Source organism: Arthrobacter sp. zg-Y844, from assembly GCF_024385465.1.
In the GTDB taxonomy this organism is placed as follows: domain Bacteria; phylum Actinomycetota; class Actinomycetes; order Actinomycetales; family Micrococcaceae; genus Arthrobacter_B.
This window is the reverse complement of sequence record NZ_JANFLS010000001.1, coordinates 144,393-163,639: the sequence shown is the minus strand read 5'-3', so window position 1 is coordinate 163,639 and position 19,247 is coordinate 144,393. Positions and strand designations below refer to the sequence as shown.

General features: G+C 65.2%; 18 protein-coding genes. 3 read left to right on the top strand and 15 right to left on the bottom strand.

What is annotated here, in order from left to right:
• Positions 1-54 precede the first annotated feature (54 nt).
• The 5 genes from NNX35_RS00730 to NNX35_RS00710 form a co-directional block, all read right to left on the bottom strand.
• Positions 55-846: a class I SAM-dependent methyltransferase gene (locus NNX35_RS00730; protein WP_255764681.1), complete on the bottom strand. Its 792-nt coding sequence runs from the start codon at positions 844-846 to the stop codon at positions 55-57.
• A 2-nt stretch (positions 847-848) separates the two neighbouring features.
• Positions 849-1,658 carry a histidinol-phosphatase gene (gene hisN, locus NNX35_RS00725; protein ID WP_227918322.1) on the bottom strand — a complete coding sequence of 270 codons (810 nt, stop codon included), beginning with the start codon at positions 1,656-1,658 and terminating at the stop codon, positions 849-851.
• A gap of 117 nt (positions 1,659-1,775) precedes the next feature.
• Positions 1,776-2,891: a ribosome small subunit-dependent GTPase A gene (locus NNX35_RS00720; RefSeq protein WP_227918321.1), complete on the bottom strand. Its 1,116-nt coding sequence runs from the start codon at positions 2,889-2,891 to the stop codon at positions 1,776-1,778.
• Positions 2,888-4,204, bottom strand: coding sequence for a 3-phosphoshikimate 1-carboxyvinyltransferase (gene aroA / locus NNX35_RS00715; protein WP_255866732.1), 1,317 nt, complete (start codon positions 4,202-4,204; stop codon positions 2,888-2,890). Before aroA ends, NNX35_RS00720 begins: the two co-directional genes overlap by 4 nt.
• Positions 4,205-4,209: 5 nt before the next feature.
• Positions 4,210-4,758, bottom strand: coding sequence for a DoxX family protein (locus NNX35_RS00710; protein ID WP_229949595.1), 549 nt, complete (start codon positions 4,756-4,758; stop codon positions 4,210-4,212).
• Between the two features lie 310 nt (positions 4,759-5,068).
• Between NNX35_RS00710 and NNX35_RS00705 the strand changes: the two genes are divergently transcribed.
• Both NNX35_RS00705 and rsrA read left to right on the top strand, forming a co-directional pair.
• Positions 5,069-5,752 carry a sigma-70 family RNA polymerase sigma factor gene (locus NNX35_RS00705; protein ID WP_227918318.1) on the top strand — a complete coding sequence of 228 codons (684 nt, stop codon included), beginning with the start codon at positions 5,069-5,071 and terminating at the stop codon, positions 5,750-5,752.
• Entirely contained in the window at positions 5,749-6,009 is a 261-nt protein-coding gene (gene rsrA / locus NNX35_RS00700) for a mycothiol system anti-sigma-R factor (protein ID WP_255764679.1), read from the top strand. The genes NNX35_RS00705 and rsrA overlap by 4 nt, the downstream gene beginning before the upstream one ends.
• Positions 6,010-6,114: 105 nt before the next feature.
• Here rsrA and NNX35_RS16125 read toward each other — a convergent pair whose 3' ends face one another.
• Both NNX35_RS16125 and NNX35_RS00695 read right to left on the bottom strand, forming a co-directional pair.
• A complete protein-coding gene (locus tag NNX35_RS16125; protein ID WP_104061284.1) occupies positions 6,115-6,189 on the bottom strand; it encodes a 50S ribosomal protein bL37 in 75 nt (24 codons plus the stop codon).
• An 81-nt stretch (positions 6,190-6,270) separates the two neighbouring features.
• Complete coding sequence (locus NNX35_RS00695) at positions 6,271-7,404, bottom strand: acyl-CoA dehydrogenase family protein (RefSeq protein ID WP_255867291.1); 1,134 nt, start codon at positions 7,402-7,404, stop codon at positions 6,271-6,273.
• A gap of 309 nt (positions 7,405-7,713) precedes the next feature.
• Between NNX35_RS00695 and NNX35_RS00690 the strand changes: the two genes are divergently transcribed.
• Positions 7,714-8,220: a MarR family winged helix-turn-helix transcriptional regulator gene (locus tag NNX35_RS00690; protein ID WP_255764678.1), complete on the top strand. Its 507-nt coding sequence runs from the start codon at positions 7,714-7,716 to the stop codon at positions 8,218-8,220.
• 23 nt (positions 8,221-8,243) lie between these two features.
• Here NNX35_RS00690 and NNX35_RS00685 read toward each other — a convergent pair whose 3' ends face one another.
• From NNX35_RS00685 to NNX35_RS00650, 8 genes are all read right to left on the bottom strand, one after another.
• On the bottom strand, positions 8,244-9,023 hold the full coding sequence (locus NNX35_RS00685) for an enoyl-CoA hydratase (RefSeq protein ID WP_255764677.1): 780 nt from the start codon (positions 9,021-9,023) through the stop codon (positions 8,244-8,246).
• A 55-nt stretch (positions 9,024-9,078) separates the two neighbouring features.
• Positions 9,079-10,026, bottom strand: a complete 948-nt coding sequence (gene mmsB, locus NNX35_RS00680) for a 3-hydroxyisobutyrate dehydrogenase (protein WP_255866731.1) — start codon at positions 10,024-10,026, stop codon at positions 9,079-9,081.
• Positions 10,019-11,092, bottom strand: a complete 1,074-nt coding sequence (locus NNX35_RS00675) for an enoyl-CoA hydratase/isomerase family protein (protein ID WP_255866730.1) — start codon at positions 11,090-11,092, stop codon at positions 10,019-10,021. Before NNX35_RS00675 ends, mmsB begins: the two co-directional genes overlap by 8 nt.
• Positions 11,092-12,591: a CoA-acylating methylmalonate-semialdehyde dehydrogenase gene (locus tag NNX35_RS00670; protein ID WP_255867290.1), complete on the bottom strand. Its 1,500-nt coding sequence runs from the start codon at positions 12,589-12,591 to the stop codon at positions 11,092-11,094. The genes NNX35_RS00675 and NNX35_RS00670 overlap by 1 nt, the downstream gene beginning before the upstream one ends.
• Positions 12,592-12,806: 215 nt before the next feature.
• On the bottom strand, positions 12,807-14,591 hold the full coding sequence (locus NNX35_RS00665; protein ID WP_255862721.1) for an ABC transporter ATP-binding protein: 1,785 nt from the start codon (positions 14,589-14,591) through the stop codon (positions 12,807-12,809).
• Complete coding sequence (locus tag NNX35_RS00660; protein ID WP_255764673.1) at positions 14,588-15,631, bottom strand: ABC transporter permease; 1,044 nt, start codon at positions 15,629-15,631, stop codon at positions 14,588-14,590. Before NNX35_RS00660 ends, NNX35_RS00665 begins: the two co-directional genes overlap by 4 nt.
• Positions 15,632-15,642: 11 nt before the next feature.
• Positions 15,643-17,175: an ABC transporter permease gene (locus NNX35_RS00655; protein ID WP_255764672.1), complete on the bottom strand. Its 1,533-nt coding sequence runs from the start codon at positions 17,173-17,175 to the stop codon at positions 15,643-15,645.
• Between the two features lie 111 nt (positions 17,176-17,286).
• The gene (locus NNX35_RS00650) at positions 17,287-19,047 is read right to left on the bottom strand and encodes an ABC transporter family substrate-binding protein (RefSeq protein WP_255764671.1); all 1,761 of its coding nucleotides are present in this window, start codon (positions 19,045-19,047) and stop codon (positions 17,287-17,289) included.
• Between the last annotated feature and the right edge of the window lie 200 nt (positions 19,048-19,247).

The window sequence follows — 19,247 nt, the reverse complement described above, 5'->3', positions numbered from 1 at the left end:
GCCATGCCGGACTTGGACAATTGTAGGTAGGCGGGGAAGGCGGCGCACCAGGGGTCAGACGGACAACCCCGCCCGTACTGCCCGCCACGTCAGCGTGAGGTAGGGCAGGTCCAGGACGTCCCCCGGTGCGTGTCCGAGGTGCTCGTAAAGGTACCAGGACAGGTTCGAGTGCAGTTTTTCCCGCGCGGCAGCGCCGGCCGACAGATAGAACGCACGTGACCGGGCCAGCTCAAACAGGTCTTCCGGGGTCATCGGCTGCGTCCAGGCTACGGTGGAGGACTCTTCCAGCGTGAACTCCGGTCCGAGCTCGGGCCGGAAGCCAGGGCGCAGGACATCTCCGGCATGGATGATGCGCGAATAGCGGTGGACCCAGGGGATGCTCACGTCGAGCTGGTTCCAGACCAGGCCGAGGATCCCGTGCGGCCGCAGGATGCGGGCGAACTCCCGGCTCGCCGCGGCAGGATCGCACCAGTGCCAGGCCTGGGCCACGGTCACGGCGTCCAGCGAAGCGGCGGGCAGGCCCGTCTGCTCCGCCGTGCCGACCCGCACCGGAACGTCGGGCAGCAGCCGGGAGAGCTGGTCGAGCATGTCGCGGGACGGGTCGACGGCGCAGACATCCAGTCCGGCGGCGTGCAGCTCCCGGGTGTACTTGCCGGTGCCGGCGCCGACGTCGGCCACGTCCCGGACCGCGGGGCCGTCGGGGATGCCGGGACGGGCGAACAACCACTTCACGGCCTCGGCCGGATAGCCGGGGCGGATGCGGTCGTAGTGTTCCCCGCCCGCCTGGTAGCTGTCCGCCAGCTGCCGGCGGCGCAGCGCCTCGAGCCGTGGTCCGGAGGTGCCCACAGTTACAGGAGGTCGTCCAGATCGGGATTCAGGCGCTGCAGCACTTCGCTGTGCAGCGTCCCGTTGGTCGCCAGCGCGTTTCCGCCGAAGGGGCCGTCCTCGCCGTCGAGTGAGGAAAAGCGGCCGCCGGCCTCGGTCACGATCGGAACGAGGGCCGCCATGTCATAAAGGTTCAGTTCGGGTTCGCAGGCAATGTCCACGGCACCCTCGGCCACCATGCAGTAGGACCAGAAATCGCCGTAGGCGCGGGTACGCCAAACGGACTCGGTCAGGTCCAGGAATTCTTCGAGGTTGCCGCGGTCCTTCCAGCCGCCGAGGCTGGAGTAGGACATCGAGGCGTCGGACAGCCGGGAAACGTTGGAGACGTGCAGGCGGGTGGCCGCAGCCAGGGACCGGCCCATGTAGGCCCCCGTGCCGGTGGCTGCCCACCAGCGCTTGCCCAGCGCGGGCGCGCTGACCAGGCCGACCACCGGGACGCCGTCGTCCACCAGTGCAATCAGGGTGGCCCACACGGGGACGCCGCGGATGAAGTTCTTGGTGCCGTCGATCGGATCGATGATCCAGCGCCGCGGGCCGGAGCCGCTGGAACCGAATTCCTCGCCCAGTACGGCATCGCGGGGCCGGGCGCGCGAGAGCTGCCCGCGGATGGCATCTTCAGCGGCCTTGTCGGCGTCGGTTACCGGTGTGAAGTCCGGCTTGGTCTCGATCTTCAGATCCAGGGCCCGGAAGCGCGACATGGTCTGGTCATCCACGGAATCAGCCATCACATGGGCCAAGCGCAGGTCATCGTTGTAGTTCTGAACGAAGGGCATACTCTTCAACTTATCCTTATTCGGCGGGCACAGCCCCGCATTAGGCCCGTTAGCGGGCGGTGTCCTCATGATTCCCGGGTGGATTCTTCGGCGGCGGGAACTCCGCCGTCCGTGGGGCTATTGCTCGCCGAGCTCCTTCGCGGACGACTTGTTCTCCGTGCGGGTTCCGGTGCCCAGCAGCCGCCGCAGCGACGCGAGCCGCGCGGGGCCCGCCGGGCCCGCATGGCCGCCTTCCACCCACGGGTCCAGCCCGCAGCCGACGGCGACGGAATCGTGCCGGCAGCCGCGCTCACAGTCGGCCGTTCCCGGCTCAAGGTCGGGGAAGGCCTGCAGGATCCGGTCCGGGTCCACGTGGGCCAGGCCGAAGGAACGGATGCCCGGGGTATCGATGATCCAGCTGCCTGCGGGGGAATCGCTCAGCCGCAGGGCCAGCGCCGAGGAGGACGTGTGCCGGCCGCGCCCGGTGACGGCATTGACGCCGCCGGTGGCCCGGGCCGAACCCGTCAGGGCGTTGACCAGGGTGGATTTGCCGACGCCGGAGGGCCCCACCAGGACGCTGACGTTGCCCTTCAGCACCTCGTGGAGGGCCTCGACGGCGGTGCCCTGGAGGCGTGCGGAAAGGCCGTCGTCGGAGCGCGCATCGATGCCCGAGGCGTCAGCTGCCGCGGTGCGGCTGATAATGACGTCCATGTCCAGGTGTTCGTAGTTGGCCAGCAGGTCGGCGGGGTCCTTGATGTCCGCCTTGGTGATGCAGAGGACGGGGGAGATCCCGGCGTCGTACGCAGCGACGAGGGCGCGGTCGATGAAGCCGGTTCGTGGTTCGGGGTTGGCGGCAGCCACCACGATCACCAGCTGGTCGGCGTTGGCCACCACCACGCGTTCCACGGGATCTGTGTCGTCGGCGCTGCGCCGCAGCAGGGTACGGCGTTCCTCGACACGGACAAGCCGGGCGAGGGTGTCCGGAGCGCCGCTTACGTCACCGACCAGCGCCACCAGGTCCCCGGCGACTACCGGCGTGCGCCGCAGCTCCCTGGCGCGGGCGGCAATGACGGTGCGCTCGTTGGCGGTGTCTTCATCAACCACGGCGGTATACCGGCCGCGGTCCACGGTGATGATCCGCCCGATGACGGCGTCGTCGTGGGCGGGGCGGTCCTTGGTGCGGGGCCGGGAGCCTTTTTTGTTCGGACGGACCCGGACATCGGACTCGTCCCAGCCGCTGGTACTGCGTGTCATGCTTCCGCCGATCGGGTCAGCTGCTGCCAGAGTTCGGGGAACTGCGGCAGGGTCTTGGCTGTTGTGGAGATGTCGCGTATGACGACGCCGGGCACGGCCAGGCCGATCAGGGCGCCGGCAGTGGCCATCCGGTGGTCCGCGTAGGTTTCCCAGGTGCCGCCGTGCAGTGTCGACGGCCGGATGACCAGGCCGTCGGATGTTTCTTCCGCGTCGCCGCCGAGCCGGTTAATTTCGGTGACGAGTGCGGCCAGCCGGTCCGTCTCGTGGCCGCGGAGGTGCGCTATCCCGGTGAGGCGGGACGGCGTATCTGCAAGGGCGCAGAGTGCGGCAACTGTCGGGGCCAGCTCGCTGGTGTCTGCCAGGTCGGCGCCGCGGATGCGGCCGGTGCCGGTGACGGTGAGGGTGCCGTCGGCCAGGTCCACGGACGCGCCCAGGGCCGGGAGGATGCTCTGCCACTTATCGCCCACTTGGGTGGTTGAGGCGGGCCAGCCGGTCACGCGCACGGTCCCGCCGGCCACCAGCGCCGCGGCGAGGAAAGGCCCGGCATTGGACAGGTCCGGTTCAATCACGGTGTCGAAGGCGGCAATGGGGCCGGGGGCCACCCGCCATTCGTTGGGAACGGAATCATCAACGTCCACTCCGACGCCGCGCAGTGCGGAGACAGTCATGGCAATGTGGTCCGGGCTGGGCAGCGTACTGCCGCGGTGGACCAGGTGCAGGCCGTTGTCGAAACGGGGTGCTGCCAGCAGCAGGGCCGAGACGAACTGGGAGGAGGCACCGGCATCGATTTCCAGGCGGCCGCCTGCAACGCTGCCGGAGCCGGTGACGGTGAAGGGCAGGGAACCGGTGCCGCCGTCGTCCACCTGCACCCCGAGCGAGCGCAGGGCGTCGATGATGGCGGACATGGGCCGGGTGCGGGCGTGGGGATCGCCGTCGAACCCGGTGGTTCCGGTGATGAGTCCTGCCAGGGGCGGGACAAAGCGCATGACCGTCCCGGCCAGGCCGCAGTCAATCTGCCGGGTGCCCGGGGCTGCTGCCGGGACCGGATCTATGACCAGGTCCGGGCCGAAGCTGCCGTCGCCGGGGATTTCCGTAACGGTGGCTCCGAGGGAGCGCAGGGCGGAGACCATAAGCTCCGAATCCCGCGAATGCAGGGGTGCCCGCAGCCGGGACCTGCCGTCTGCAAGGGCGGCGAGGACCAGGTATCGGTTGGTCAGCGACTTCGAACCCGGCACCGCGACTGTTGCGTCTACGGGCGAGGTGGCGAAGGGTGCCGGCCAGGTAGCCGGCACCCCGGCATTCGGAGCACTCATTGCTGCTAGGAACCGACGATGTCCGAAGCGGCGTTGGACACTGCCTTGAGCTGCTTGCGCGTGCTCTTCGAAACCGACTTGGAGACGGCGCGGGTCTTGCGGCTGGTGCCCGAGGCAAGGTGCCCGGCGCGCCAGGCAAGTCCCGGACGGCCGTTGGTGTCAACGGCAGCGAGCAGGACGCCGCCGATCAGGGAGAGGTTCTTGAGCAGCTGGTTGCGGCGTTCCTTGCGCTCGGCCGCGGTGGAAGCCTCGGCATTGCGGTATTCCACCACGGAGTTCAGTGCGGCGGTGCCGGCGAGCAGGAGGGACGCCAGGCGGGCGAACTTGCCCGTGCCGAGCATCGAGGCTGCGCCAACCTGCGTGTAGCCGACAACCTTGGCGACGAGTGCCGGATTGGACGTGAATGCTGCGGCGGCCGGAACGGTGCTGCCGATCTTCTTCAGCGTGGGGGCGAGCTGTTCGGCGGTCTGGTCAGCGTTGCGAAGGCGCTCCACGCCTACAGCCACGAAGCCGGTTGCGAGCAAAGGTCGGGCAATCAAACGGACTATCGACATAGTGCCTCCTGGGAAATCCCTCAGTTACGCGAAAAAACAACATTTGGTGCTGCTTCCACCTTAGTCTGGCATTTTGCGGCCTGCGGCACACGTTTCGTCCCGCGGCCCCTCGGCTGGCCTTCCCGCCGCCTGCCGGGGAGGGAACGGGAATAGCGGGCCCGGCGTCGTCGTTGGCACCAGTATCAGGATGTGCTTTGTCGACAGTCAGGAGAAAAGCATCGTGCCAGCCGCTACGCTGACCTCAGCGCCGACTGCCCGCGGGCCGAAGCTACGCGTACGGGTTCCCGCCCGCACCGTAGACTGGGAGGTGATGAGAACTGACGCGCCGGAAGGCAGCCCCCACGTGGAAAACTTCGAACTCGACGTTGCCACCGAATCGGATGAGGCACGCAAGCTTCGTTTTGAGCAGGACGCCATGCAGTATGTGGACCAGCTCTATTCCGCCGCCATGCGCATGGCTCGCAATCCCTCGGACGCGGAGGACCTCGTGCAGGAGGCCTACACCAAGGCTTTCTCCGCTTTCCACCAGTACCGGCCGGGGACCAACCTCAAGGCCTGGCTGTACCGGATCCTGACCAACACGTACATCAACCTTTATCGGAAGCGGCAGCGGGAACCCCTGCAGGCCAACTCCGACGGCGTTGAGGACTGGCAGCTGGCCCGTGCGGCCGAGCACAGCTCAACCGGGCTTCGGTCCGCTGAAGCAGTTGCTTTGGACCACCTGCCGGATTCCGATGTCAAGGATGCCCTGCAGTCCATTCCGGAGGAGTTCCGGCTTGCCGTGTATTTCTCCGATGTGGAGGGCTTCGCGTACAAGGAAATTTCAGAAATCATGAATACGCCGATCGGCACCGTGATGTCCCGGCTGCACCGTGGACGCAAGATGCTCCGCGAGCTTTTGGCGGAGTACGCACACGAGCGCGGTATCAAGGGCAAAGTGCCCGCAGCCGAAGCCGCCGGCGCATCAACCAAGAAACAGGGGAATGAGCTATGAGCGATTGCCAGAGCCTGGGCGATTGCGACGACGCCCGCATCGAACGGCTGTACGAGTACCTGGACGGCGCCCTGTCCCACGAGGACCTGGTGGAAATCAAGGAACACCTCGACGGCTGTCCCGAATGCGCCCAGGAACATGACCTTGAGTGTGTCATCCGTTCGGTCGTCAAACGGTCCTGCACTGAGGCAGCACCCGAGACGCTGAAGGCCAGCATCCTTAGCCGCATCAGCCAGATCCAGACGGCGGACCACTAGTCCCGTCGTCGGGCCTCACCACAGGCACAAAGAACCCCCGGTACCAAAAGGTTCCGGGGGTTCTTTTTGCCTGGCCGTCCGGCCACGCGGCTACCTAAGCTCTGCTTAGGCGTTGGGACGCTTACCGTGGTTAGCGCCGCCGCGCTTACGGTCACGACGCTTGCGTGCACGCTTGCTCATAGCTGACTCCTTTGATTCGAAAAGTTCTGCCCTCCAGTGTCCCACATGCCTTACGCGCACGCCTAACGCGGATCCGGCTGCCTAGACGAAGGCCGATTTCCCGGTCACGGCCCGCGCCACGATCAGGGAATTGATCTCGTAGCTGCCCTCGTAGGTGTAGAGGATTTCGGCATCGCCGAAAAGCTTGCCCATCTCATAGTCCGTGCTGATCCCGTTGCCGCCCAGCAGGGACCGCCCCATGGCCACCGAGGCCCGGGCCAGCCGGGTAGTGGTGGACTTGGCCATCGCCGCCTGCACCATTTCGAGCTTGCCGTCCTGCTGGATGCGGGCGAGCTGTGCCATCAGTGCGAGCGAGACGGAGGCGTTGCCCAGGATTTCGGCCAGCTGCTGCTGGATCAGCTGGAACCGGGCGAGCTCTTTGCCGAACTGCTTCCGGTTCAAGGCGTAGGAACGTGCGACGTCGAACGCGGCCAGTTGTATGCCCGCGGCCTGCCAGCCCACCCAGGCACGCGAATCGCGCAGCAGCTCATTGGCTTTGGAAAAATCGGTGGCACCCGGCAGGAGGTTCGCCGCCGGGATGCGGACTTCGTCGAGGACGATGTCCGCGTTCTGCATAATGCGCAGGCCGATCTTGTTTGCGATCTTTGCGGCGGAGTAGCCGGGACGGTCCGTTTCGACGAGGAAGCACTTTATCTGCTGGTCGGCGACGTCCCTCGCCCAGACCAAGGCAAAGTCGGCGATGGTGCCGGCGCCGATCCACCGCTTGGCGCCGTTGATCACCCACTCGTCCCCATCGCGGCGCGCGGTGGTGGCCAGCCCGCCGGCTATGTCCGAGCCGTGATCGGGTTCGGTCAGGGCGAAGGCGCCGATCTGCGTGAGGGCGGTGAGGCCCGGCAGCCAGCGCGCCTTCTGCTCCTCCGAGCCGAGCTGGTGAACCATGCCGACGATCAGCTCGTTGTGGATCCCCACCAGGGCGGAGAGGGAAACATCGGCCCGCGCCACTTCCGCGTACATAAGTCCCTTGAACAGCTTCGATGTGCCGTCTGTCTGCAGGGCCCCGAGGCCGTACTTGCCCAGCTCCGCGACCAGCTCGAAGGGGAATTCCTCCCTGTTCCAGTAATCGATCGAAGCGCCCCGGATCCGGGACTGGAGGAAGCTGCGGACCTCGAGATAGCGGGACTGTTCCTCCGGCGGAAGCAGGTCAACGATGTACATGAGGTCAACATCCGGGAAAGGCGGGACGAACGCGTTGTCCGCCTCCGTGCGGTTCTGTCCGGTGGCACGTCTCTGTGTCTGCACGGGCGAGCATCCCTTCGTAGTGATCCGGAATGATTGAACCGGCTCCGCCTAACCCTTGGACGTCCTACTATATTGCAGGGTGATGCAGATCACCATCCCGCCGGTGGCCGGGCAGGGCCCGGAACGCGGAGCTCGTCGGCAGGCCCCGAGCCGCCGAAGCCGACTTTCCGACGCTGAAAAGCTAGGCTGGGCCTATGAAATCCATAACGGGAAGCCGGGGGTGCCGTGGCAACGCCGCTGCCGCGTGATCCCATTGCGGATGCCAGGGGAAATTGGGAACGGCACGGTTGGTCCGACGTCGCCGCACCGATGGCTGCCATCACTGCCATCATGCGGACCCAGCAGATTCTGCTGGCCCGGATTGAGGGGGTCCTGAAGCCGTTCGGGCTGACGTTTGCCCGCTACGAACTCCTCACCCTGCTCAGCTTTGCCCGCAGCGGCGCGCTGCCCATGAACAAGGCCAGTGCGCTTCTCCAGGTGCACCCCACTTCGGTGACGAACGCCGTCGACCGTCTGCAGGACGCGGAACTGGTGATCCGCTCACCGCATCCCACAGACGGGCGTACCACCCTGATTGAGCTCACTCCGGAGGGGCGGACGCTGGCCAAGCAGGCCACCCTGGCCCTGAACTCCGCGGTGTTCGCACAGTCCGGATTCGGCGAGCAGGATGTGGACCAGCTGATCCAGATCCTCGGCAGCTTCCGCAGGAACGCCGGCGACTTCAGCGACTGACCGGCACAGCCGGACGCGCCGCCTCAGCGGTGGGTGAAGTCCGGCTTGCGCTTCTCGACGAAGGCGGCCATGCCTTCCTTCTGGTCCTCCGTCGCGAACAGCGAGTGGAATACACGCCGTTCGAAGAGCACTCCCTGGGCCAGCCCTGTCTCGAACGCTGCGTTGACGGCTTCCTTGGCAACCATGGCCACCGGCTTGGATTTGGAGGCAATGGCCTCGGCGGCCTCCATCGCTTCCTCGACCACGTCAGCGGCCGGGACTACCCGGGAAACGAGGCCGGCGCGTTCGGCTTCCTCGGCGCCCATGAAGCGTCCGGTCAGGATCATGTCCATCGCCTTGGACTTTCCCACGGCGCGGGTGAGCCGCTGGGAGCCGCCCATGCCGGGGAGCACTCCGAGATTGATTTCGGGCTGGCCGAATTTGGCATTGTCACCGGCAATAATGAAATCGCACATCATCGCGAGCTCGCAGCCGCCGCCGAGGGCGAATCCGGACACCGCAGCTATCACCGGGATGCGCAGGCGGGTGAAGTCTTCCCAGCCGCGGAACCAGTCCGCGGCATACATGTCCATGTAGCCCTTGGACTGCATTTCCTTGATATCCGCCCCGGCCGCGAAGGCCTTGCCGGACCCGGTCACCACGACCGCCCCGATTGCGGGATCGGCATCCATTGCGGACACGGCCCTCACGAGTTCGTCCATGGTTGCCTTGTTCAGCGCGTTCAGCGCCTCGGGCCGGTTGAGCGTTACGAGCCCCACCCGCCCGCGCTGTTCTACGAGAATGCTGGTGTACTGCTCCGTCATGTCTGGCCCTTCAGCTGCTGTTTCAAATCGTGTCGTTTGTCCGGTGCGCAAAAAGCTAAGGCGCGGACTTGTCCCGGATATCGGTGATGATCCCGGAGAAATCCCGGCCCGCGCCGCCTTCCGCAGCAAAGTCATCGTAAATTGCAGAAGCGAGCGGTCCCAACTGCGCGGCGACACCCGTGCTTTCGAGTGCGTTGAGGGCGAGCTTCAGGTCCTTCGCCATCAGGGCGCCGGCGAAACCCGGCTGGTAGTCACGGTTGGCGGGGCTGGCGGGTACCGGACCCGGCACGGGACAGTTGGTGGTCAGCGCCCAGCACTGGCCGGAGGCCGCCGAGGCAACATCGAAGAGGGCCTGGTGGGTCAGGCCCAGCTTTTCGCCCAGCACGAAGGCTTCGCTGACCGCGATCATCGAGATTCCGAGGATCATGTTGTTGCAGATCTTGGCGGCCTGGCCTGCGCCGTGATCTCCGCAGTGCACTACGCGCCGGCCCATCACTTCGAGCATCGGGCTGACTGCCTTGAAGTCCGCCGGCAACGCGCCCACCATAAACGTCAATGTGCCTGCCTCGGCACCCACGACGCCGCCGGAGACCGGAGCGTCTACGGCACGGTGGCCGGCGGCAACCGCGAGCTCTGCCGCTTCCCGGGCTTCCTCCACGTTGATGGTGGAGCAATCCAGGAAAAGGGTATTCGGTGCGGCAGCGGCGAGCAGGCCCGGCTGGCCTCCGGTGCCCCGATACGCATCCAGCAGGTGTTTGCCGCTGGGCAGCATGGTGAGGACCACGCCGGCGCCGGCCACCGCCGCGGCGGCGCTGCCGGCCGTGGCAATGCCGTTTGCCTCAGCCGTTTCGAGGGCGGCGGGCACCACGTCGAAGCCGGTTACGGAGTATCCGGCGTTCACGAGACGAACGGCCATCGGCCCGCCCATGTGGCCCAGCCCGAGGAAGGCGACCGGAGCGGTCTGCTCCTCGGCGTTCAGTGCCGAAGCGAATGGTTCAGACATTGTTGTGCTCCTTGGAAAGTGTCAGTTCGCGGTTACCCAGCGGCGCGAAATAGGATTCGACGTCCTCGCCGCTGACCTCGGCCAGCGTGGCAGGCTGCCAGTGCGGGGAATAGTCCTTATCCACCACCTGGGCACGGATGCCCTCCCGGAAATCGGGCCCGGCGAGGAACCGCAGGCCCACCCGGTACTCCTGTTCCAGGGCTTCCTCCAGGCCCAGCCCCTTCACCCGGCGCAGCGATTCCAGCGCCACTTTCACGGCGGTGGGTGACTTGGCTGCTATTGCCTCGGCAGCCTTGGCCGCTTCCTCCCGGGCCTGCCCGTCGAAAGCCCGCAGCCGCCGCAGAATCTCCTCGGCATCGTTCCCCGCATAGCAGGCGTCTATCCAGTCCTGCCCGGCGAGTCCGGACGGCGGGGCCTCCTCTGCGAAGCGTGCGACGGCGGAATCCACGGGTTCGCTTTCAAGCGCCTGGGCGAGGTCCGCCAGCTTCGCCGACGGAACGAAGCGGTCCGCGAACCCCAGGTACACCGCATCGGCGGCGTCCAGATGGGCGCCCGTCAGTGCTGCATGGGTGCCGGCCTCCCCGGGCGCGCGGGAGAGCAGCAGGGTTCCGCCGACGTCGGGCACGAAGCCGATGGTGGTTTCCGGCATGCCCAGCCGGGTCCGCTCCGTGACGATCCGGACGGAGCCGTGGGCGGAAATACCCACTCCGCCCCCGAGCACCAGCCCGTCCATAAAGGCCACATAAGGCTTGGGGTAGTTCGAAATAAGCGAGTTGAGCGTGTATTCCTCCGCCCAGAAGGTGGCCGTGGCAGTGCCGCCGTCGAGCATGTCGCGGTAGATGGCCACTATGTCGCCGCCCGCGCACAACCCCCGTTCGCCGGAGCCCTGTACCAGCACGGCCGCGACGGCGTCGTCGCCGGCCCAAAGCCTGAGCTGCTCCAGCATGGCCGATGCCATGCCGGCCGTCAGCGCATTGACCGCTCGGGGGCGGTTAAGCGTGATCACGCCCAGCCGGCCGCGGCATTCGAACAGCACCTCGTCCGTGACAGGCGTCCCGGCGCCCATCAGCTGCCTTCCGGCATAACGAAGCTGGCACCGGTGCGGATCCCCGACGGCCAGCGCGTGGTGACCGTCTTGGTCTTGGTGTAGAAGCGGAAGGCGTCCGCGCCGTGCTGGTTGAGGTCGCCGAATCCGGAAGCCTTCCAGCCGCCGAAGGTGTAGTAGGCGATGGGGACCGGGATGGGGACATTGATGCCCACCATGCCGACCTGGACGCGGCTCGCGAAATCACGGGCGGAGTCGCCGTCCCTGGTGAAGATGGCCACTCCGTTGCCGAACTCGTGTTCGCTGCACAGGCGGAGGGCCTCGTCGTAGTCCTCGGCCCGGAGCACGCTGAGCACGGGCCCGAAGATCTCTTCCTTGTAGATGGTCATGTCCTTGGTGACGTGGTCGAAGAGGGTGGGCCCCACCCAGAAGCCGCCCTCGTAGCCCTCTACCGCGAGGCCGCGCCCGTCGGCCAGCAGGGTGGCACCCTCATCCACGCCGGCCTGGATGTACCCTTCGATCCGTTCCTTCGCGGAAGCCGCGACCACCGGGCCGAAATCCGAATCATCTGCGAGGCTGTGGCCCACCTTCAGTGCTGCGATCTGCTCCTCAAGCTTCGCAACGAGCGCGTCGCCGGTGGCCTTGCCGACCGGCACGGCTACGGAGATCGCCATGCAGCGTTCACCGGCGGAACCGAAGCCGGCCCCGATCAGGGCATCTGCTGCCATGTCCAGGTCGGCATCCGGCATGATCACCATGTGGTTTTTCGCGCCGCCGAAGCACTGGGCGCGCTTTCCGTGTGCAGCGGCAGTGGCATAGATGTACTGCGCAATGGGGGTGGAGCCGACAAAGCCGATGGCAGAGACCCGCGGATCCTCCAGCAGGGCATCAACGGCTTCCTTGTCACCGTTGACCACATTGAAGACACCGGCCGGAAGGCCTGCCTCCGTAAAGAGCTCGGCGAGGCGCAGCGGCACCGAAGGGTCCCGCTCGGAGGGCTTGAGGATGAAGGAATTGCCTGCAGCCAGTGCCGGACCGGATTTCCACAGCGGGATCATGGCCGGAAAGTTGAACGGTGTGATTCCGGCTACGACGCCGAGCGGCTGGCGCAGCGAGTGGACATCGATGCCGGCCCCCGCGTTGTCCGAGAATTCACCCTTGAGCAGGTGCGGGGCGCCGGCGGCGAATTCCACCACCTCGATGCCCCGTTGGATGTCGCCCTTCGCATCGAGGAGGGTCTTGCCGTGCTCCGAGGACAACAGGGTGGCCAGTTCATCCATGTTCCGGTTCACCAGGTCAACGAACCGAAGCAGGATCCGTCCGCGCCGCTGCGGATTCATGGCCGCCCATTCCAGCTGGCCCTTCTCCGCGTTGGAAACAACGTTGCGGACTTCCTCGGTGCTGGCCAGGGGCACCCTTGCCTGGACCTCGCCGGTGCAGGGATCGTAGACATCGCTGAAGCGCCCGGAAGTGCCTCCGACAGGCTGTCCGTCAACGTAATGCGATAGCTCGCGAACCATCATGGAATGCTCCTTTGCACCGTGGAATTTCGAAGCTGCATCCCGGCCGCGTGTGAGCCGTGACACTATCTTCCCACCCCAACATAGTCCAACTTAGTTCCAGACCGGCAACGGAACCCTGGCAAAGACGACGGCGGCGCCGTGGGGAAGATGGTCTTCCTCCACTGACGCCGCCGCGGTTTCGTCCTGCTGTGTTTACGGTCCTGCTGTGTGCCCTATTCGGTGTTGCCGGCCGCGAGGAGCGCGTGGCGCTGCTCGCGGCGGTAGGCCTGTTCGGCCGGGTCCGGCACCGGTGCCGCTGCCAGCAGGCGCCGCGTGTACGGATCCTGCGGGTACTTCAGGACCTGCTCGGTGGAACCCTGCTCCACCATCCTGCCCTTGTTCAGCACGGCGATATGGCTGGCCAGGATTTCGACCACCGCCAGGTCATGGCTGACGAACAGGCAGGCGAAGCCGTACTCCTTCTGCAGGTCCTGCAGCAGCGCCAGCACCCGTGCCTGCACTGACACATCCAGCGCCGACGTCGGCTCGTCCGCCACGAGCAGGGACGGCCGCAGCGAGAGCGCCCGGGCAATCCCCACCCGCTGGCGCTGGCCGCCGGAGAGTTCGTGCGGGTACCGGTTGCGGAAGCTCTTGGGCAGCTGGACGTCATCGAGCAGGTTCGCCACCCGGTTATCCAGTTCGGCCTTGGACAGCTTCTCATGCAGGAACAGCGGCTCGCCGATGCTCTCGCCGATGGACATCCGCGGATTCAGCGATGCTGCCGGGTCCTGGAAGACGATGGCGAACTTCCGCCGGAGCGGCCGCATTTTTTTCGGTGACAGCCCCGCGATGTCTGTTCCGTTGATCCGGACGCTACCGTCGGCCACCGGCAGCAGGCCGGTGACAGCGCGCCCGATGGTGGACTTTCCCGAGCCGGATTCGCCCACGAGGCCCATGACTTCGCCGGGCATGATCGTGAAGGAAACGTCGGAAACGGCGCGGAAGGCCGGGGTGCGGAACCGCCCGGGATACTCGATGGCCACGTTCTCGAGCTGCAGGGCGGGCGTCTGCGACGACGTCGGTTCGGCCACTTCCTCGGAGGCCTTCATGACCGACAGGGGTGCGTCGGTGATCTGCAGGGATCCGTCGTCCTCCACCTCGACGGCTGCCAGCACACCGCCCACCTTGGAACCGAGGTGCGGCACGGCGTCGAGCAGGGCCTTGGTGTAGTCCTGCTGCGGTGCAGCGAAGAGATCCACCACGGCGGAGGCTTCCACGATCCGCCCGTTTTGCATCACCACCACGTTGTCCGCAAGGTCGGCCACTACGCCCATGTCATGGGTGATGAGCAGGATGGCACTGTTCAGGCGTTTGTTGAGCTTGCGCAGCAGTTCGAGTACTTCCGCCTGGACCGTGACGTCCAGGGCAGTCGTGGGTTCATCGGCGATCAGCAGGATCGGATCATTGGCAATGGCAATGGCAATCATGGCCCGCTGGCGCTGCCCGCCGGAGAACTGGTGCGGGTAGCTGTCGTAACGGGTCTCCGGATCCGGAATCTCCACCATGCGCAGCAGCTCAATGGCGCGTGCCTTGGCATCGGCGGGGGACGCATCGGTGTGCTGCTCGATGATCTCCTTCACCTGTTCACCCACCGTGAGGACCGGGTTCAAGGCCGTCATGGGCTCCTGGAAAATCATGGCAATGTCATTGCCGCGGATCTTCCGCAGCGCCGACTGCGGGGCGCCGATGAGTTCCTTGCCGTGCAGTTTCGCACTGCCGGTGGACCGCCCGTTGCCGGGCAGCAGGCCGAGCAGTGCCATGGAGGACATGCTCTTTCCCGAGCCGGATTCGCCGACGATCGCCAGGATCTCCCCGGGATAAACCTTGTAGTTCACGTCTTCGGCGGCCATGACCCATTCGTTGTCAACGTTGAAATCGACGCCGAGTCCGGTGACCTCAAGGATGGGGGAACCGGTTCCCGTTGCCGGGGTGTCGCTGTATACCGGTGTGGAGGTCATTGCTTGTTCCTTGTCTGTCGGGGATCAAACGCATCCCGAAGCCCGTCGCCGATGAAGTTGACGGCGAGGGCAATGGCCACGATAAACACGCCGGGCCAAAGGAAGACCCACGGGCGCACGGTCATGGCCGACCGGTTTTCATTGATCAGCTTGCCCAGCGAGGTGTCCGGCTCCTGCACGCCCAGGCCCAGGAAGCCGAGCGCGGTTTCCAGCAGGATGGCGCCGGAGATGGCGAGCGTGGCCGAGACGATGATGACGCCCACGGTGTTGGGCAGGATGTGCTTGAAGATGATCCGGGCCGAGCTGGCGCCTACGGACTTCGCCGCCTCCACGAACTCCTTTTCCCGGAGGGAAAGGAACTCGCCGCGCACAATCCGGGCGAGGTTGGTCCAAGTGAGCATGCCCAGGAAGACCGCGAAGACGACGATTCCGAAGTCGGCCACGATGGTGGCCAGCACTGCGGCGACCACCAGGAGCGGGATGGTGATGATGACGTCGGTGAAGCGCATCAGGACGGCTTCGACCCGGCCGCGGTAATAGCCGGCCAGCGCACCGACGACGGTGCCGATGACGGTGCCGACAATACCCACGATGAAGGCAATGATCAGGGAGATCTGTGCCCCGCGCATGGTCATCGCGAAGTAGTCCCGGCCCAGGGCGTCCTGGCCGAACGGGTGGTCGCCCAGCCCGGTCCAGGACAGGGTGGGCTTCCCGCCGTCGGCGGTTTCCTGCACCTCGTAGAAGGTGTGCTGCCACCAGCCCGGAATATGCAGCGGGCCGACGTTGAAGCCGATTGAGGAGAATGCCAGCAGCACGATAAAGAGCAGGCCGATCATTCCGCCCATGGCGCCCTTATGCCGCAGGAAGCGTTCGCGGACCAGCTTGGACTGGCTTTTGGCCTCGGTGATTCTAGGTTCAGCTACGACACCCCTGGTTGCGGGGGAGTCCGCCGTGACGGTCCGCTGGCTCTCCAGCGTCATGGCCGTCAGCTCCGGGCTGCTTTCCTTCGGCCCGTCCGCGGGAATCTTGTTATCAGTCATTGCTCTACCAATCAGTTCAGGCTGATGCGCGGATCGAGGAACGCGTACGCGATGTCAGCCAGCATGTTGAAGGTCACCGCGGCCACGCCCGTGACGAGGAAGAACGCCATGATGACATTGGGGTCCACGTTGGTGAGTCCGTCGGTGAACATCTTGCCCATGCCGTTCCAGCCGAACACCGATTCCGTGACCACGGCGCCGCCGAGCACGCCGGCGAAGTCGAAGGCCATCAGGGTGGTGATCGGGATCATCGCGTTGCGGAACGCATGCTTGACCACGACGGTCCGCTCGCTGAGGCCCTTGGCCCGAGCGGTGCGGATGTAGTCCTGGGTCATGACGTCCAGCTGGCTGGCGCGGGTGTAGCGGGTGTACATGGCAAACGAAATCAGCATGATCGCGATGGTCGGCAGCACCAGGTACAGCGCATAATCCAGGTTCACTTCCCAGAAGGTTCCCTCGAGGTTGGGCGTGGAGGAACCGGTAGTGGGAATGGGCCGGCCGCCGGTCTTGCGGGACAGCGTCGGGTAGGCGTGCAGGAGCGAATCCAGGAACACGATGAAACCGATCAGCAGGCCGACGACGGCGGTAATCTGCCGGGTCTGCTTGGCGTACGGTCCGCCCACGAAATGCCCGATGGCAGCGGAAACCGCAACGGTCACCAGTGCCAGGCCGGCAATGGTCAGCCAGTCCGGGTCTTTCATGATGCCCATCGTGACCAGATAGCCGACAAAACCGGCTGCGGCCGTAGCAAGGGCCGCGTAGACAATCCGGTGACGCCGGAACCCGGCGAACAATGCCGTGACTCCGAGGGCGATGGCGAAGGCGCTCACCAGGATGCCGACGGGACCGAAGCCGGGGGTTTTGAACCAACCGGACATCAGCAGCACGAGCATGGTCCCCGAAGTTGCCACGGCCGATACCGCGAATACCTGGATGCGGCGTCGGCGGTCGCCGCCGACGACAACCATCCAGATCACCCCGGCCACCAACCCCAGCAGCACTATGCCCAGATAGGACATGGTTGGATTCTCCAGCCAGGTGTTGAGACCGATGGCGAGGTACTGCTTGAGGAGTGTGGAAAGCCAGAAGAGCGGCATGGAGAACAGGAGGAAGGCAACGAACGTGATCGAGTAGTCGAACACGCTGTACTGCCGCAGGGCGGTAACAACACCGATAAGCACGCCCAGGATGATCGCGAGCACCGTTGCTACGACCACCAGGCGGAAGGTTGAACCGGCGGCAGACTGCAGCTGCTCGATGACGGGGTTGCCCACGCGGTCCAGGCCCAGCGTGCACTGTGCGCCGCCGGGCATGATGCAGCGGCCGATTTCCTGCAGCCAGAGCAGATAGCGGATGTGGATCGGCTGATCCAGGTGCATGGCTTCGGTACGGGCGGCTATGCGGGATTCCCGGTCGTCGTTGCGCAGTTCGGCGAGGTCATGGAGGGGATCGCCGGAGTTGACGGCCAGGACAAACATCAGTGCCGTGGCGGCCAGGAGGATAAAGAACGAAGTGACCGCTCTTTTAAGAATGAAGTAGAACACCGTGGGGCTCCTTGGGGTGGGACTAAAGAACGCCGCGGACATAAGCAGGGGGATGGGCAGACTTTGAGTCTGCCCATCCCCGCTTATGCTGCGGCTAGCGTGGTGCTGCGGCTAGACCTGCTTTGTCCACTTGTAGGCGTTCCAGGTGATGCCGTTCTGGCTCGGGTTCAGTTCCACGTTCTCCAGCTTGGAGGAGTGTGCAACCACACCGGAGTTCGCGTACAGGACCACGTTGTAGACCTCGGCGGCGAGGATTTCCTCTGCCTTGGTCTTCAGTTCCTTGACCTCTTCTTCGTCAGTGGAGGTAGCGATCTGGTCCCAGAGCTTGTCGAGTTCAGCGTTGGCGAACTTGCCGTAGTTCTGCTCGCCGTCGGAGACGTAGATCGACTGTGCGCTGGCGGCCAGGCCGGAACCGGCCCAGGCGAACAGGATGGCGTCCCAGGCTCCGGGCTCGGCGAGCTTGGCGCTCCACTTGGGGTCCGGGGTGGGAACAATGTTGAAGCCGGCCTGGTCGCAGGAGGTCTTGATCAGGGTGACGATGTCAGCGCGCAGCTGGCTCGTGGAGGAGAACATCAGGCGGACCGACACGGGTTCGGTCTTGCCGGCATCGGCGAGCAGCTTCTTGGCGCCTTCGAGGTCGACTTCGTCGTACTCGCTGGCGGACGGAGCGCCTTCGAGGACCTCTTCGTAGTCTTCCTGGCCCGGCTGGTATTCGCGCAGGTTGTCCACCGTGGCGTTTTCATCGATGGGCTTGGCGAACTTCTCGACAATGTCCTCGCGCGGTACGCACTTGGAGAAGGCCTGGCGTACGGCCAGGTCCTTGAACACGCCGTTCTCCGACTGGTCCAGGTCAATGTGGCTGAAGGTCAGTTCCGGGCCGGTGAGCATGGTGACCGTTTCGCCGATGTTCTCGATGGCGGTCTTGGTGTCAACGGTGGGTCCGGACGGCTCGATGATATCGACCTCGCCGTTCTCCAGGGCCTGGACTGCTTCGGTGTCTGCGATGGTCTTGAAGACGATGGTCTCCGTCTTGCCCTTGCGCTCTTCGCCCCAGTAGTTCTCGTTGCGCTTGAGGGTCAGGGTGCCGTCGGTGGCGTTGTCCAGCATGTACGGGCCGGAGGACGGGATCATTTCGGCGTCCGGAAGCTTGGTGAGGTCGGCTTCGTAGTTCCAGCCGGTGTTCCAGAATTCGGCCAGCGGGGTCAGCGCCGCGATGTCCTTGTCCTGGATGGCCTTGATCAGCGCTTCGCCGTTGTTGTCGGTGGCGAGGCCGCCCTTTTCCGCTGCGATATGTGCGGGCATGATGGGGCCGATCATCAGGGCTTCCCAGTCCGCGTACGGGGTCTCGAAGACCATGTCGAACTCTTTGTCGCCGGCCTCGCCCTCGATCATCTTGGTCTGGGAGAAACCGTTGGTGGAGGACGGCTGGAAGATGTTCTCGCCCTCGGCGGGACCGACCTGTCCGGAGAAGGCCGCCCAGTTCAGCAGTACGTCATCGAAGTCAATGGGGGTGCCGTCGGACCACTTGGCGTCCTCATTGATCTTGTAGTGCACCGTCAGCGGATCGTCGCTGGTCTTTTCGAAGGTGCCGAACTCTTCATCGTGGATGACGCCGTTGGGGCTGTATTCGACAAAGTTGCTGTGCACCAGGTTGTCGACGTAGCTGTTGTACGTGCTGTTGGTGTTGGCGGTGCTCGAGTTGTAGGCGTCAGGTGCCTGGCTGATGGCGATATTGATGGTGGAAGCGATGTTCTCGGTTGTTGCCTCCGAGCTGCTTTCACTTTCGGTTCCGCCCCCGGCGGAGCCGCAGGCGCCCAGGAACAGGGCCCCCACGGAGAGTGCGGCAAGAGCTGCCGTGCGCTTAGTACGCATAAGTAGTCCTAACTGGTGATGAGGAGTCAGGAACCACCGATGATGGCCCCCCAAAGCGGCCGTGAAGACCGCTGCATGTGGAGCAACACTAGCCACATATTGTTTCCACTGTGAGACAAGTTACACGTTGTTAACTGATCGTTACGCCGGACACGGTGGTTTTTCTACCCGAAACAGCCCCCGCATGCGCAAAAAACCCT